The organism is Pararhizobium arenae (assembly GCF_001931685.1).
Classification (GTDB): domain Bacteria; phylum Pseudomonadota; class Alphaproteobacteria; order Rhizobiales; family Rhizobiaceae; genus Pararhizobium; species Pararhizobium arenae.
The window spans coordinates 1-15,622 of the sequence record NZ_MOOY01000003.1 but is presented as its reverse complement, the minus strand read 5'-3'; the positions used below and the strand labels follow the sequence as shown (position 1 = coordinate 15,622).

Below are 15,622 nucleotides of genomic sequence, written 5' to 3'. Positions count from 1 at the left end.
ACCTCACTTCTGCGCCGCTTCGCGCTTCAGACGATCCGCGATTTCCAGCAGGTTCGGCCCATCCACCCCGGGCACGGTCAGGCGGCCCGAATACAGGAACCCGAAAGCAGCGCCGAGATTTTCGTCCCGAACAGTGACAGAGTGGAGCGGCGGACGCACACAGAGTTCGTTGCGGTCGGCGTTGCGAAGCTTTGCGTTGATGTCGGTGATTTCGTCAGCCAGTGCCTGATAGGCGGCTGCAGCGTCAACAACCTGTTTCAGCGGCCCGGCCAGCTTGATCACCAACGCTTTCGCCTCTGCCTGTTTGGCGGCGGCGGCGGCGGCAAGGGATTTCATCTCGGCATCGGTCTCTGATTTCAGCATCGCTCGATGCTTTTCCTCGATGCGGCGCTGCAGATATTCGGCGTCGGTGAGCAAGTCGCTCAACGCGCTCCGCTCGCTGCGCAGGGCATTGGCGCGCGTCCGGTCGATGGACTCGGCTTCAGCGGCGATATCGTCATCGAATTTTTCGCGAGCGAGCTCGATATCGCCAATGAGAGCGGGGATATCCTCACCGCACGCCATCACACTCGCGGCGGTGTCTGCTGCCGCCAGCGCGCGGCGGACGCGGTCGAGGGTGTCTTCAGCCTTTGCTTTCGGGCTGCGAACATTGTCACGGATAATGCTCAACATCGTTCTCTCCAATTTCATTGAAAGGGTTTGCTTGCTACCACTCGCCAGCGACTGGCGAGGTATCCTCAGGGGCGAACACCCCGGACCTGGCTCGTGTGCACAAACGCAGCGAAACGTTTGGACTCCGTACGGTTCTGCTCCGCAATCGTGCGCTCAAGCCGGGCGATTGCAGCCTGATCAGCGCCAGGCGCGCTAATGTTGGTGACCGGCGAATATGTGATCGAGCCGCCGCCGCTGGCGCCGGCACTGCCGACTACGCCACCCCGCGCACCGATACGTACGATTTCTGGGCCGTTTTCGCCGACGAGATAGTCGTGCCACGGATCGACGCCGCCGCCGATGGCTCGACCACCGCCGAACAGCGACGTAAGCAGGCCGCCACCCCCGCCGAAAACGCCGGAAAGAGGGCCTTCACCAAAGAAAGCCGCATCCATGGCAGCTTGAGCAAGCCTGTTAATGAAACCGTCAAGCGCCTGGTTGCCCATTTCGATCTGGGGAAGCAGGTCGGAAAAGCTTTCGCGCAGATTGTCGTTCATGAATTCACCGGCTTCCGCCGCTGCGTCGTAAGCTTCCCTCTGCCTTTCGATGTTGGCGACAAGATCAGCAATCGCCATACCCTCAGCACTGGTCGCTTCGACGCCGGCCCGCTGCAGTTCAATCGCGATGCGACGGTCTATCGTGTTCAACCCCATGACAGCGCGCTCTTCGTTGAGCTTATCGATGATCCGCTGGTATGCGCTTTCTTGCTCGCGGGCGACCGCAATGGACCGCGAGCGCGAGCCAGTGCCACCTTCTTCGTCGTCATCATTGCCGCCGGGGATAATCGTGTCCCCGAGCTTCTTCAGCCCCCACAGCCGCGCTGCCTCCGCTAACTTCCGGTCGTTATCGTTGAGCACGCGCGGATCGCCGAATGCATTGTTGATCCGCTTGTCAACAGGACCACTCAAGCGATCACCTTTATCGAGTATTGCGCCATCGGCCGCTGATTGCGCCTGAATTTGTTCATATGCCGCAGCAATGTCCGCCTTATAGGACCTATTCCATTCAACAGCCGCCGCCCGCAGCGGTGCCATAGCTGTGACTGCAGTCAAGATTGCACCTTTCGCGCCAATTTCGAAATCCCGCCACATTGCATTGAAGGCATCGTCGATTTCACCGGCCTGCCTCAACAAGCCATCCTTCAACACACCGCCGGCTTCGTCGGCGGCGCGCATCAGCTCATCCATGCCCGCAGAGCCGTTTTTGAGTGCAAGCACCATTTCCGCGCCGGACTTGCCGAACGCAGCAGTCGCAAGGGTCATCTGCTCCTGTTCGCTGCCTGCGCGAGCAACAAGATCGGCGTAGTCCCGCATCAGATCTACGGAAGAGCGAAGACGACCTTCTCCGTCAACGAGGCTCACATTGTTTGCCGCGAGGATGTTGGCGAGCCGGCCGCCGTTGGTGTAGGCCTCGCCGATCCGCTTCGACCACTGCGACAGCGCCTGGTCGAGATTGGAAGCCTCCACGCCTGCCAGCTCAAAACCGTACTGCATCCGCTGAAGGTCTTCGGTCGCAACGCCGACCTTATCGGCGAGATCGACAAGATCAGCAGCTTCAGTGATAACACCGCGCACCCGCGACCCGAAATCGACAGCAGCCGAGACCGTGAAGCCGGCTGCGAACAATTTTGCGGCGGTCCCGGCCAGGTTCCAGCTACGCGCCATCATCTCGATATGACGGTTGGCGTCGCGCGCATCGTCTATGACCTGGTTGAAGGCCGGCCGGGTTTTGTTATGGCCCTTGATATCGAATTCAAGGTCTCTCATGCCTTCGCTCCTTCACGGGTTCAACGGCCGGCGGCGATCCGTTCGGCTGACCCGGCAGCAAGAAGCCTGTCATGGAGTGAGTACGGAAAACTATACGGCAAATGGTTTGCCGTAGTACGGAATTTGATTTGCGGTACTTTCCGCGACGTCTCGCTGTGGCCTGATCTGCACGCTCCAGCGCCGGCGAAAATCATCGACTAAGCTGTCAAGAGCTTTGTCATCGATGGGACCGCGTGCGGCTGATAGGCCGCCATGATCAGCCGCAAGCCAACGAAGCAATTCGCGTGCAATATCACGACTGAACCGAAAGCCAGCAAAACCGCCGCGTTCAGTTTCAACCTCGAAGCGCGAGACGAGCAACAGATTGTGCAACGAAATTGAGGCCGTACCCCGCGTAATTTTTCCTCCCGGCCCAATCGAAACGCGAGGCACACGCTGCTTGTCTGGCTTGACACAAAGCCCAGCTTTGCTCAGGTGGTCGTTGTACTCCTCAATGGTCCAGAACGCGCCCGCAGGACGCTCCTGCGCCGCGATGCGACGAAAAACGTCGGCCGGCTCTTGCGATACATCCTGACTGGCGCGTTGCTCAACAGGCGGCGGCGTAGAAGCGTCGGCGGGCGTCGGCCGCCCGTCGTCCAATGGCAAGGCGATCTGAACGTCATAGATGCGCGTTCCCTCAGGTGTGATGGCCAAAAAATCGCCGTTCTCGACCTTGCAACTCAGATGCAGCCATGCGGTCGGCGGTATCTCGGTTTTGCATTTCAGAGGCCCGCCGACCCGCCCCCTGGCAGAAACACCTGCCAGCGCAGAGAGGTTTCTGAACTGTCGAATTTTGAAGAATGCGGCAGCTTCTGGCAGATCAACCCACACGTAGCCAACCGGCACTTGATGATTTTCAGATTTCACTTTTGCGGCTCCAGTGAACAGTTCACGGCACTTAACCCTCTGAAGAACAACAACAACAAGCTAAAAACTAACCTGCACGCAGTGGAACGCGGTCAAACCGACCGGGGTGCGAATTACCCGTGGGGCATGCTTCTCGCTGGAAGGACCCATTGCTCCCAGGGAGCAGCAAATCTATCTTCTCGATCGCCCACTTTCGAGCCGCACAACATTCTGAGCCTCGTCGACCGCTTCATTCAGCATTAAAATGCTCATGCGTACGAGAAAGCGTTCAAGCTTCTCGGGGCCTCCCGAAGGGAAGCAGGCAATGCCGTCCATCGGTGTTGGCAGGGGCCAGCCACGCTCGCGGTATTCCGACTTCCAAGCCTGCCATTCCGCACTATCAGCCTTCACGGGTTCCATTTCCAAAGCCATGCGGGCTATCGCTCCGGTGCGGAGCGACGGGTCGAGGCATCGCTTATGCAAATCAGGCCATCCCTTGTCGGCCCGATGAGCTTTGACCAATTCCGGATATTGATCTTCCTTGCCTCGCAGCATTGGCGGCAGCACCACGTCTACCGTGGGACCGCCTGCAAGAATGGAAAGGACGACTGTTCCGATCGGAGCACGAGCCGGCGAAGCTTCAACAGTCGCGCGCGCTTTATCAGAGATTTCATCAAAGGGTTTATTCAAAGAGGTTAGTAGGACACTGGTGTCCACCTTTTGGGGACGCATTTGTCCACGTTTCGGGACAACGATGTCCACGTTTTCACCATCGACATTGCCACCCGCTTCGAAAGGTGGACACACATGTCCACCTTTCTCCACTTCGTCGCCACCCTCAATAGCTGCCTCGATTGGCTTTATTATCGCGTAATAGGTGAGCGAGCAGTGGCGCCCGCCGGCCCCCTTCGTCTCCATGTGACCTTTGACTTTGAGCAAGGAAACCGCTCGCTGCACCGTCTTACTGGAGCAGCCGGCCTCATCCGCAAGCGTTTCATAGGACGGCCAAGCTGAAAAAGAACCACTCTCAGAATAGCGCCTTCGGTTGAAACGTGTGCTGATACGCATAGCGATGTCACGAGACATTGGCGTCAGCGTTTTGTCCGCCCATATCTGATCGAGCCACGCCAACCTGAAACGTGTGAAATTGTCACGCACGGGTACCTACTTCCTGATGCAACTTGCAACAAGACATTCGCACATCCCGCTCACCGAACAGGGTGGCCAATTTAACAGAGCCACACTTGCCAACGTTACTGCCCGAAACGTTGGCGCGTTGTTTGTAAATGACAAAGCTCAGCCCTTTGAATTTCGCCTCTCCCATTACATTGCCCTCGCATGTCGGAGAACATTGGCGCGTTTCAGAGCCTCAATGGCTTCGAGATTGGAGAGACCGAAACGCTCGCGCACCTGAGGGATAAGTGCGCCTTTGCACTCGCCACGATGAGCCGCCAACCATTCAGCAGCGGCATTGACCGGGCATAATCCATTTGGCGGATTGCTCGTAACCTGTTGATATGTCATAAGGCGTTTTCTCCGCATTTGGAGAAAAAGCGTCACTTTTACAGACTTGCGTTAGGGACTCTGACTCCGTTAGTCCTGGTTCGAATCCAGGTTCCCCAGCCAATTCTCTCTAAATCCCCTTGATTCCTTGATTTTCCAGTCGCGCCGGATATCGTTTTGGCATCATTGGCGACCTGATGCCCAGAACTGTAGCCCACAGGTGATGCCCACGCGAAATATGCGCGGCGGCGACGCCGGTGGCAGGCAAGAGCAACAACCTGATGGCGGTCCGCCACGACGTCGAAAACCTCACCCGCCGCGGCAATATCTTCTATTGGCGTGCGCGCGTCCCAAGCGCCTTCGGGCAGTGCCGACCAGGCAGCCGGCTTTCACTGAGCCTTCACTGTTCTGATCATAAGAAAGCGCAGGCGATCGGCCGCAAGCTCAACATGCTGGTTGCCGAACTGAAGTTGAAGCAGAAGGAACCCATGTCCAAGGCGCAGCTCCAAAAGCTTTGCGAACACGAACGAGACATGATGCTCATGCATCTGGAAGATGTTTCGATCGTGGCGCGGCGCTATGGCCGTCCCGCCGATATTTCAGAGCTGGAAATGGATCTGGAAAATGCATGGGCCTATAGACTGCTCGGCATATTCGGCATCACCCATCACCTGACGCTGAAGGAAGATTGCCGCGGCTTAGCCTACCTGAGGCAAAACGGGGTTCCCGCCTCCCATATCTTCGCGGTCGGCTCCAATTATTTCGAACTGCTTCACGAGGCCAACACGCGCGGCTTCAAGGCGGGCATTCGAAGATTGATGCACCTCTTCGAAATCAGCCCAAACCCGCTCAACGAGGAAAAGGCCATGAAGGCCTATTTCAGCGGCCGGGCAGAAGCTCTGTTCGACGTCGCGGAACGGCATCCGCTCGCCGATCGTGACCTTAGCGAACTCACGGGCGGCTCGGGTCCCAGGCCACAACCTGTCTCCATTGAAGTTCCCTCCGTAAACACGACGCCGCCGCCGTCGGAGATCGCAGCTCCCGCTGATGACGTTGTCGAGCCCCTGGCGCCCGAAGATCGACCGATCGTAACGCTCGATCTCACTCCCTCGCCGCGGGTAGCCGCCATCAATGAGCCGGTTGAGGAAAAGACCCGCCCCGTCATTCACCTCGCGGATTTCGAAGCTGAGTGCGAGCAGCTCGTCAAGAACATGAAGGATGCCTGGGACGATAGTACCGCACGTGACGCACGCGCAGCGGTTCGCATGTTCAAGGGCGTACTCGAAGAACACGGTGTTGAACACACCGGCCAGATTACCCAGTACCATATCGGCAAGCTTCGTAAGCACTTCAACGAGATCCCCCTCCGCTGGGGGCAGAGCGCCAGAATGAGGGCGATGTCGGCACCTGAGCTTCGGGCCGCGGGCGAGAGACTCCGCGAGCAGGCCGAAACGAAGGGCGAGGATGCCGCCGTGGGCTTAAGCGCCGCTACCATCCGAAAGCATATCGGGAATGTGAACCATTTCCTGAAACATGTTCGCGGCCACGGGTTTGACGTCGAAGATTGGACCTTCGAAGGCTTGAGGCCGAAAAAGCCGAAGCTTGGCAGTATTCGCAAACAGCAGCACAAGCCGACGCCCGACGAGATCAAACCCATTTTCTCCAGCCCGATCTATACAGGCTCGCTAAACCACGACCGGGGCCGCAAAAAGCCGGGACCGCACGTCTTTCATGACGCCGCCTATTTCTTGCCGATCATGTTCTCATACCTCGGGGCCCGGCGGCGCGAGTTTGCAGGGCTTGCATTAGACGATATTGCCGAAGACGATGGCGGTCTCGTGCTGATCCTGCGGACAAACAAATTTCGGCGGTTGAAGACTGAGCAATCAGAGCGGTTATTGCCAGTCCCGGAAGAGCTGGTTCGCTTGGGCTTCATGGACTATTGCGCTGCGCTCCAGAACCTGGGGTACGAGGCCGTGTTCCCTGACCTCTTCTCCGATAAAACCGTGAACGATCCGGGCGACCGCTTCTACGACGTCTTCCTCCCGATCATGAAGCAGTCCCTCGGAGAGAACATGTGGGATCGCGCTTTCCATGCGCTACGCCACGGAATGGCAGATACCCTCCTTCAGGCAGGCGTCCCGCCCCTGGTCATCGACGACATCTCGGGACGACTCAGTCAGGGCGGTGAAACGAGCCTTCGCTATACCAACCCCGCTGGTCTGCCGTTGATGCGCGATGCTCTCAGCAAGTATCCGATTATCACCGCCGGCATCGAACCCAAGCCGATCAAGCTTCTCCCATGGATCGAAAAACGGCAGCCGCCGCCTTGGGCGCGCGAGGCAAAGAACGAGGCAAGACGCCGGAAATAATTTCCGACGCCTCCTTCCGCGTCAGGCGGCTTCCCATACCTGGTTGAGGATGCGTGCCGCAAGCGCTGCTTTATCTTGGGGCAGGAAGCGCCCGTAGTGCTTGGCGACCATTTCGGCGGTGTCCTGTATGGCGTAGCTCGCCTGCTCATAGGAGCCAGTCTGCTTCAGGATATGGGTTGCCAGAACGTCACGGACATTGTGAGGCCCGTGCGGGAGCAGCCCCTTGATCGCGCCTCGTCCGGTATAGGGGTTGTAGATGCCGTAGCGCTGGATGGTGTGACGCCAGGCCTCGTAGAAACTCGTCGTGTCATAGGCCGCGTTCGTGCTGGTCGTCTTGACAGTCTTGACGAAGAACGTGCCGGGATCCGCAGCCGACCGCAGGAGCACCGAGCGGTACCGGTCGACATAGGCGTCGATGTACTTGTAGAGATCCAGGAGGTCCGGAAGCACGAGCCGAAACGGCTTGTCGCCAAAGAAGGATGAGTGTGCGTTCTTGAAGGCGACCGCAGGTATGAAGACCTCCCAGCCATCTTCCCGATCATTCCACCGGATTTCGCCGCGCTTCATCTTTTCCAACGCGCGTTCCGAGCGCGGCATGGACCCTTTCGGATTGAGCATCAGTTGCCGGAGGTTCTTCTGGCGAAGCCCCAGGTGCAAGCCAAGCCTCAGCATCAGAAATGACCGGACCGCTTCGGCAGCCGGCCGAGGATAACGATGCTCATCCGGCATCAGGCGGATGATCTCCTCGGTGATCTTGCGATACTCGCCAACGGGGCTCGCCGCCTCAAGGACCGGCATGATCGGCTCGAACGGATCGCGATGGACGCGCGCGATCCGTTGGATTTCCTTGACGCGATGAGCGGCATGCTTGTGGAAGTCGTCGCAGGCACCGTGCCAGTCCGCATTTGCATAGTCGATCTCATTCTGCGAGACGAGGCCGGCGATCGGTTGAACCCGCGCCAGAAGCTCCGGATGCTGCCGAAGCCATCCCGTCCCCTCCTTGGTGATCGCCAAAGCGATCCGCAACATGTCAACTTCCCAAGCGGTGAAGAAGCCGCGGCGCGTCTCCCGCCACTGCAGATACCAATCCTAGACTCCGGGGAAAATGAGGAGCCCGAACGTCAACTGTCGGACCGGCACCCCGTAGCCCTTCACCTCTCCATCTCTCGCTGCCGCAAGGGCGCCGAACATAAGCCCGAGGTGCTCGATCTTTTGCGAGGCGGTTTCTTCGCCCCAAACCCCGTTTCGCTGAAAACCCACAGACGTCAGAGCCGACGTCTTGAAGCGCACGAGGTCAGCCATTTCCATGGCAAGAGCTGGTGGCGCTTCGATCACCCCGGACAGCAGATCAGGATCCTCGACCCATGTCTGCTCGTAGTTCGCAGGCACAATGATTTTACCGTCGCGTGGCGCCCGGCCGCCATAGGAGACGCCGGGAAATCGGATGGCGTAGCGTTGCTTGGCGGCGGCAGCCTGGTACTTCCGGTAGTCCGTCGTGCCGCTGATAATAACCCGCCGCACCCAATCGACGATCTCCTCCCTCTTCTGGAAGGACAGCGTGTTGAAATCCTCAGGAAGATGCCACGCGATCCGACGCCGCTCGGCAGGTTCGATACCAGACAGTTCAAACCCTGACGCCGATCGTGAGGGGTGCGGTAACTTGGCTTTGAAATAACCGGCCGGAAGCCGGTACCGCCGCTCGATCCGCGACAAGATCTCAAAGCTCTCGGTGGTGCGCGGGATCCTCCGACCTTCGATCCAGCTTAAAAGCGTATTCTTGTCCGTGGTGTCATCCGAACCGATGATGCCGCGATAGAGTGTCCAGTAAGTTTCGCCATGCCGCCGAAGATGAAGCTGCAAGGCCTCCGAAAAGTCAGCCGGATCCTCCCAGACCTCGAACAGTGCTTCTGGAAATTCGAGATTTGCGCCTGTGCTCGCTGCGGGAGCCGGCCGCGCCGCGGTCGGATGCTTTGGCATCCGCGAGGCAGGCCGAGGCACCGTCGGCGGCGCCTGCGTCCTCGGCGTCTTCTGTGTTTGGAGGACTTTGGAAGTTGCGGCGGTTGCTGAAGGGTGAGCGTCTCGGATCCACCGAGCAATCGCGTCGAACGCCGGGTTGATCTGCCGCGCATTGTTCGCCAGGAGCTTGGCGTCCACGCCGCAGGCTGCCGCGACAACGTCCCAGTCCGTCTTGCCGCTCGTTCTTGGCGCCGATTTCCTCGTCTGAATGAGCGTGTGCATATACCACTTCAGTCGGAGAAGTTCGTCATCCTCCAACAGCGGCGCTAGCCGCAGTTGGCAGAAGGCGTCGATCTTGCGTTGAAAGGTTTTGGCAGAAAACTGGTTCATTTCCATTCACGTAGCTGTTGTTGGTCGTTCCCGCAGATGCGGGGCACGCGAGCTATGGGAATGGGGTTAACCTCTGGTAACCGCGGGTTACCGGAAGCGAAAGGCTTTTTTATAAAAACGATTCAGTTGCAAACGGCGTTTCACGAAGTAACGGGGGGACGAAGTCTCTGATGATAACGCCGTTTGCAAAAAGTTGGTGATCCAGCAGAGCAGATGGCCTGATTTCTTCAGCCCCGCAGGTGAGGCTTACGGCGGAAGGGCTGGTCGTCGCGGGCATAGCGGTCAACGAGATCATCGAAGACCTCGTAGGCTGCCCGCTCGTCAAATCCTTGGTCGACCAGCAGGGCAGTCACGGCGTCGGCTAGCTGATCGATCCGATCGGGCCGATCTTCCTTTAGATAGCCGGTGATCGCCCAGAACAGCATGGTGCGCGCGACGTCGTCTCGATCCGGGCGCCGCTCGGCCCGATGCCGGTCCCTCAGCCGCTGCTGCCGTTCCCGCTGCTTCGCGTTCCGCTGCTCTAAGGTCTGTCGTGCCACGTTGTCCTCCCTGTTCTCGTTGATGGCACTATAATGGTCAGAGGACCGGCGGCATGGCGCAAGGCGTTTTTCGCCGAAACGGAATCATTTTGTTTTGAATCGGAATTTTCGAGTTTGGAATCGAATGAGCGCAATTTGCTTCAGGTTGCGGGCACGTCGAGAGGTTGCCGGCAATCCTACAGCTATATTCACGGCTCCGGACGTACAGAGTGCGACCATTCCGACTTCGGATGAATCGGAAATCTGGACGAATGAAACGTTCGCCCAGAGTTTGGAAACGTTGCCCTAGACGTTCGAATCGTTCGCCCGGAAGTTCGAAGCGAATGAGCGCAATTTGTTTCGAGTTGCGAGCAACCTGCATCAAATCGTCTCGCTGTGGATCAACGTGCGGGAGACTTAAGCCCGCTGACCGAGGATCCAGCCTTCCCAGGTTTTGACATTATCAGCTTCCGGTACCCCTTCGCTCCGTCTACCATCGACGACGTCGATCATGCCGAGCAGGCCGACCGTGGCGTCGAACCGGTCCTCACCATCCTTGCCATTTCCGAAACCATCGCTGATCAGACTTTGGAGTGCGCTCCCGTCGACGTGTGGCCTGTTTTCCAGCCACCGCACCAGATGACTTGCCACGGACCGGCGTCCGTCTTGCTGTCGCTTACTCCATACCGGACGTCGGGGAATTCCAAGCTGGCCACAAACGTCGCCGGGATAGGTCTCGGTCCCGACAGTGGCACCCGGTATCATCAGTTCATGGGAGCGGCCCGTCGAACGGCCATAGCGATAGCTCCCCGAGGTTCGGCAGGATAATCTCACGCCAGCCGGCTAATGCGGCCTTACCGACTTGATTGCCGCCGAGCGTCCAGAACAACATGCAGGCGTCGCCGCGATCCGGCGTCGCCCGTTCGCAGCGGCGCAGAAGATCCTTGGCCGTCAGTCCCAAAGCGTCGAAAAGGTAGGGTCAAACGCTACGCCGAAGCACGGTCTCGTCCGCTTTCGGGCATGGGCGACCACGGCGCCGATAACCGGCATGAAGCCGCGAAGCGGAAATGATCTTCGCTTTCGGCCGAAATTGTGGCGAAACTAGCCGGGACTACAGATCAATCTCCGCGGTGGGAGGGACCGGAAGAATCGCGCCCGCGCGGCTATCTACCGGCTGTCGACAATCACGCGACCGATCGTGACGCGGCCGGATAAAATTTGGATGACCCCAATCGCTCAAAACTGACGGATGCAGGCAAGACGAAGGGAGACAAGTGATAACGAAGAAGAAACAGGCAGGGGTAGCGGCCATTCATCAGGATGCAAAGGGTCAATATGCCAAAGGCCTGGCACTAGCGGTAACAACGGTTTGGCGAGTGCAAAGCCACGGATTATTACCGGCTCCGACAACGCCACAGCCCACAAGGCGCCTGCTCGACAAAAGCCGATCGGCAAGAAATGGGACGTCAACTATGACGAACGCGACGCGAATTTCACGGATAAAAATGGACTATGTTTAAGGTAGCCCCCAAATGGGACTTCATGCAAACGGTACGTTCATATCGAGGGCTGCGGCGATGAAAGCTCGGCGCGCTTCTTCTGGTGATAGACCAATCTCCAGCGCAGCGTGACACCTGTCTTTTGCGCGCTCAAAGAACCATCCTTCATGATGAAGCCAGGAGTTAAGGCTCTCCAGTGCTTCCAAAGGCCCATTGATCACCTGCTCGCCGCCTTGAAGGGCCGATATCCGTACCGGTTTTGTCCAGTGAATCTTGTTCATCCGCGTGAGTTTCCAAATTGACATTTGTGCAACGCAGCATAACCGCGCAATGCACAGTTGGTTCCGCACGTTTCCGATGTTTTCTTGTTATTGCAAGCAACGCTCTAAGCCATAACTAAACTGTATGGCCTGGCTCCCGACATTCTCATCGCGGCGGCTCACGCTCTTTCGCGAAGTATGTCACAGGTTCGGAACATTAACCCCACACGATGGTTAGCCTTGTGAACCAGGAAATCCTGGTTCAACCAAGGAAGATCCAATGAAAAACATCATATCTGCAGTTTGCACGGCAACGCTTGCCGCCACGATCGGCTTGTCGACGTACACCCCCGCGGCAGCGGCTCCCGCTACGCCCATGTTGTACAAAGTTAGCCCCGACATTCAGTCTGTCCAATATCGTCGTGACATGCGCCGCGGCCACTGGAATGGCAACCAGGGATACCGCGAACGCCGTGACGGATATCGCCGTCACAATGACGGCTACTGGTATCCGCTTGCGGCATTTGGAGCAGGAGCGATCATCGGCGGTGCGTTGACGAATGGAACCAGGCGAGAGCGGGTTGTCGAAATTGATGACCAATCAGCCAATTGGTGTGCCAATCGCTATCGGTCGTATCGGGCTTATGACAACACCTATCAGCCCAATAATGGTCCGCGCCAGCAGTGCAGGTCTCCCTATTAATCGATGACTTGCAAAGGCCCGGTCAACACGATCGGGCCTTTGCGTAATGCCTTATTTTCGCTCCTCGTGGCTGCGCCGCGATTTAGAAGTTAATGGATCCGATCCCATCGGAAGGGACAACATTATGGACGATCAGAAATTCGCAGAAAGCTCCAACGGAGACCGTTGGTTTGTTCGAAAAGATAGCTTTGGCGGTGAATCGATGGTTCTGCATGTCGGCAATTCGCCTTCAGGTGGCCATGAGACACGCTCGACTGTGGAAGCGTTTCTGGCGCAAAAACCCTTCGGGCCAGAGCATGACGCACTACGTGCCATTCTCGCGGAAGAAAAACAGCCAAACGAGATCGTCGTATCGGACGATGGAAAGACACCATCGCTGGAAATGGCTGAAGAATACATGAGGCTTGGAGGGCGACGCCGTGTAAAGGTCGATGACAACATTGTCAGCACGCGGAAGTGGGAAGATGAGCCTGCCGAGGCCGATGCGTTTTGGAATGCGAATGTTGCATCATTAGATGACAAGAGGCGCAGGGAGATCGAGATTCACCTTCCCTCTATCAGCGATATCTGATCCAGACCCGTGTAACTCGCACGAGAACGAAGGCAATGACCGTTAAGACGCTGAAATCATGTCTCCAGCCTCGAATAGTTCCTTTCTGCGCGGGAAAAAGACACGCCCGGAAAATCAAATCGGCGGTCTCGAGTTGCGGCTGGCAGCGGCTTTAGCTCCGTCACCGCACATGCATTCTTCATTTCGCGACACGTTCCGCGCGCCTCAATAGCCTCTTTTCTCGATGTCAGGACTGATTGAAGGTAATGCGGGTTCCTGCTGTTGCAGCGTGAACAGGGACCACGCGGAGATGAAGAGGGCGGCGATCAGGGGACCAATCACGAAGCCGCTGAGGCCGAACAGGGAAATTCCACCGACAGTCGAAATGAGCACGACATAGTCCGGCAGCCGCGCTCCCTGCCCGACCAGCGGAGGACGAAGGATGTTATCGATCAGCCCTATCACGAAGATGCCGATCACCACCATCAGGATGCCCCTGATCCAAGCGCCGATAAGGAAGAGCCAGATAGCAGCCGGTACCCAGACGATCGCGGCACCGACGGCAGGCAGCATGGACAGGAAAGTCATGACGACGCCCCAGAGCAATGCGGCCTCGATCCCCAGGGACCAGAAGCTCAGGCCGCCAATCAGACCCTGTGTGATCGCGATGATCACATTGCCTCGAACCGTGGCGCGGACAACGGCGGCGAACTTATCGACGAACTGGCGCGTATAGTCGTCACTGAGCGGAATGGAGTGACGTAAAGTCCTCCCCAGCGATGCGCCGTCGCGGAACAGGAAGAACAGCAGATAGAGCATCAGTCCCAGGCTGATGAAGAACTGCAGCGTGTTCTGTCCGAAGCTTAGCACACCGCCGGCAATCGACTGGCCTGCCTCCATGAAGCCGGACGACAGCTTCGTCCAGACTTCAGCAAAGCCATCGAGCTTGAGGGAAGTCAACCAGTCGTCGACGAAGGCAGGGAGGATGGATTGAAGACGCAGCAGGTGGGCATTCAGGTTGATTTCGTTACTGCTGATGCGCTGGTAGAGGCTGGTCCCTTCCTGGATGAGCGATGCCAGAATGCCGAGGGCCGGCAGGATGACGAGGCAGACGCATAGAAGCACGGTCAGCAGTGCCGCGATCGTGGAACGACCACCAATCATTCGGTCTAGCCGTCTGTGGACGGGGAAGAACAAGATTGCAAGGATCACAGCCCAGAGGACCGCAGTGTAGTAGGGAATGAGCAGCCACACAAATGCAATCGTCACGATGACCAGGAGCACATAAAAACTGGCTCTTTGGATGGACATTCTGGCATGTTCCTTATGTCGCGGCTCTGGAGAGCGAGACAACAATCTTCGAGTAGTTTCGCCATAACTGGTTCGCGACTGCAATCCGCCGATTTCCTACCTCATGACACCAGAACACTGGCGTTGATCAGCCATCACCGGGTCGGTTCAACTTGGATGTTTTCGCAGACAAGGCGCGACACGTAAGCAACATCATCGGTAAACTCGATGCCTTCACATCGAGCTCCAGGTCATTACGCTCGCGGAAGAAAGATCTTTGCATTCCGCTCAACGGCATGGCTGCTGGAAGGTTCCGGTCCAATCGACGGATAAATTCGACTATGAGAGCCGCGCAACAGCGCTTAACCTATTTCCCCCGCAGACGGCGCTTTCAACGTCATGTTCCACCAGTAGAAAGCCAGCCGATATGGTGTAGCGCGCGTTTTGTCTGCCTATCCAGGCCACGACCGTCCCGGCAACAGATGGCGACACGCCAACCGATGCGCCCCATACTCACCAAATGCGACCGCGCCAGTCCGGTGCTAGCGCGCGCATGTTCCGCGAAGCGGGCGGCTTCATGATCGGCTCGGGCGCCTTTTGCTCGAGCTAGGGCAGAGTTCACGTCTGCCCGACAGAATTAAAGCAAAACTACGCATGAGGTGTGTTATTGTGTTTCAGTAGGATACGGCTTTCAGCGCCTTGTCCAACGCTCCTGCCGAGTCATGACTTGCGCCGTGAGTCTCCGGCCCTTGAGGGCCCTATCATGTCACAGATACCGAAAGTACATTTCGAAGCGGCGAGCACACTTGCCGTGGTGATGTCGTCCAACGAACCGCTGCTGTTTCTGTCCGATGATCTGAGGATCATCGCAGCGAGCGCATCTTTCTGCCGAGCATTCGAGATTGCCCCGGCCTCCGTCACAGGCAAGCGCCTTGGCGAACTCGGACACGGGGAATGGGCCATGCCCAGGCTCGAGTCCCTGTTGACGGCGACCGTCACCGGCAGTGCGAGCATTGATGCCTATGAGATCGACCTGAAGCGATCGGACCGGAAAACGCGGCAGTTGATCATCAACGCGCGCAAGCTCGATGACGGCGATCTTGAGCATATTCGCCTGCTTGTCGCCATCACCGACGTGACCGACATGCGCGCTGAGGCTCGTCTGAAAGACGACCTGGTTCGCGACAAGGCCATCCTTCTGCAGGAAGTCCAGCACCGG

General features: G+C 57.8%; 12 protein-coding genes and 1 pseudogene. 4 read left to right on the top strand and 9 right to left on the bottom strand.

What is annotated here, in order from left to right; all coding sequences use genetic code 11:
* Positions 1–3: 3 nt before the first annotated feature.
* The 4 genes from BLX89_RS06560 to BLX89_RS06545 all read right to left on the bottom strand — a co-directional run bounded on the left by BLX89_RS06560 (position 4) and on the right by BLX89_RS06545 (position 4,520).
* Positions 4–672, bottom strand: a complete 669-nt coding sequence (locus BLX89_RS06560; protein WP_075289882.1) for a hypothetical protein — start codon at positions 670–672, stop codon at positions 4–6.
* Positions 673–737: 65 nt separating this feature from the next.
* Complete coding sequence (locus BLX89_RS06555) at positions 738–2,477, bottom strand: hypothetical protein (protein WP_075289881.1); 1,740 nt, start codon at positions 2,475–2,477, stop codon at positions 738–740.
* A gap of 90 nt (positions 2,478–2,567) precedes the next feature.
* Positions 2,568–3,383 (bottom strand): hypothetical protein, encoded by an 816-nt coding sequence (locus BLX89_RS06550; RefSeq protein WP_143523530.1) that lies wholly within the window; start codon positions 3,381–3,383, stop codon positions 2,568–2,570.
* 171 nt (positions 3,384–3,554) lie between these two features.
* Positions 3,555–4,520, bottom strand: a complete 966-nt coding sequence (locus BLX89_RS06545; protein WP_075289879.1) for a helix-turn-helix domain-containing protein — start codon at positions 4,518–4,520, stop codon at positions 3,555–3,557.
* A 602-nt stretch (positions 4,521–5,122) separates the two neighbouring features.
* On the opposite strand from BLX89_RS06545, the gene BLX89_RS06540 reads away from it, so the two are divergent.
* Positions 5,123–7,237: a site-specific integrase gene (locus BLX89_RS06540; protein ID WP_245292773.1), complete on the top strand. Its 2,115-nt coding sequence runs from the start codon at positions 5,123–5,125 to the stop codon at positions 7,235–7,237.
* Between the two features lie 21 nt (positions 7,238–7,258).
* On the opposite strand, the pseudogene BLX89_RS06535 reads toward BLX89_RS06540, so the two are convergent.
* From BLX89_RS06535 to BLX89_RS06510, 4 genes and pseudogenes are all read right to left on the bottom strand, one after another.
* Positions 7,259–9,589: pseudogene (locus BLX89_RS06535) on the bottom strand (hypothetical protein).
* Between the two features lie 221 nt (positions 9,590–9,810).
* Entirely contained in the window at positions 9,811–10,122 is a 312-nt protein-coding gene (locus BLX89_RS06530; protein WP_075289878.1) for a hypothetical protein, read from the bottom strand.
* Between the two features lie 396 nt (positions 10,123–10,518).
* Positions 10,519–10,752 carry a hypothetical protein gene (locus BLX89_RS06525; protein WP_143523529.1) on the bottom strand — a complete coding sequence of 78 codons (234 nt, stop codon included), beginning with the start codon at positions 10,750–10,752 and terminating at the stop codon, positions 10,519–10,521.
* Positions 10,753–11,641: 889 nt separating this feature from the next.
* Entirely contained in the window at positions 11,642–11,881 is a 240-nt protein-coding gene (locus BLX89_RS06510; RefSeq protein ID WP_075289875.1) for a DUF982 domain-containing protein, read from the bottom strand.
* A gap of 259 nt (positions 11,882–12,140) precedes the next feature.
* Here BLX89_RS06510 and BLX89_RS06505 point away from each other — a divergent pair, with 259 nt between their 5' ends.
* Positions 12,141–12,563, top strand: a complete 423-nt coding sequence (locus BLX89_RS06505; RefSeq protein WP_075289874.1) for a BA14K family protein — start codon at positions 12,141–12,143, stop codon at positions 12,561–12,563.
* Between the two features lie 124 nt (positions 12,564–12,687).
* Positions 12,688–13,134 carry a glycosyltransferase gene (locus BLX89_RS24960; RefSeq protein ID WP_245292772.1) on the top strand — a complete coding sequence of 149 codons (447 nt, stop codon included), beginning with the start codon at positions 12,688–12,690 and terminating at the stop codon, positions 13,132–13,134.
* A 204-nt stretch (positions 13,135–13,338) separates the two neighbouring features.
* Here BLX89_RS24960 and BLX89_RS06495 read toward each other — a convergent pair whose 3' ends face one another.
* Positions 13,339–14,424, bottom strand: coding sequence for an AI-2E family transporter (locus tag BLX89_RS06495; RefSeq protein WP_075289873.1), 1,086 nt, complete (start codon positions 14,422–14,424; stop codon positions 13,339–13,341).
* Positions 14,425–15,166: 742 nt separating this feature from the next.
* Between BLX89_RS06495 and BLX89_RS06490 the strand changes: the two genes are divergently transcribed.
* Positions 15,167–15,622 (top strand): PAS domain-containing protein (locus tag BLX89_RS06490; protein WP_143523528.1); only part of this gene is annotated, 456 nt, incomplete at its 3' end.

What these genes read in the sequence shown, in the direction of transcription:
- BLX89_RS06555 (WP_075289881.1), bottom strand. Translation starts at nt 2,477, where the DNA reads ATGAGAGACCTTGAATTCGATATCAAGGGCCATAACAAAACCCGGCCG.
- BLX89_RS06560 (WP_075289882.1), bottom strand. Translation starts at nt 672, where the DNA reads ATGTTGAGCATTATCCGTGACAATGTTCGCAGCCCGAAAGCAAAGGCT.
- BLX89_RS06505 (WP_075289874.1), top strand. Translation starts at nt 12,141, where the DNA reads ATGAAAAACATCATATCTGCAGTTTGCACGGCAACGCTTGCCGCCACG.
- BLX89_RS06495 (WP_075289873.1), bottom strand. Translation starts at nt 14,424, where the DNA reads ATGTCCATCCAAAGAGCCAGTTTTTATGTGCTCCTGGTCATCGTGACG.
- BLX89_RS24960 (WP_245292772.1), top strand. Translation starts at nt 12,688, where the DNA reads ATGGACGATCAGAAATTCGCAGAAAGCTCCAACGGAGACCGTTGGTTT.
- BLX89_RS06510 (WP_075289875.1), bottom strand. Translation starts at nt 11,881, where the DNA reads ATGAACAAGATTCACTGGACAAAACCGGTACGGATATCGGCCCTTCAA.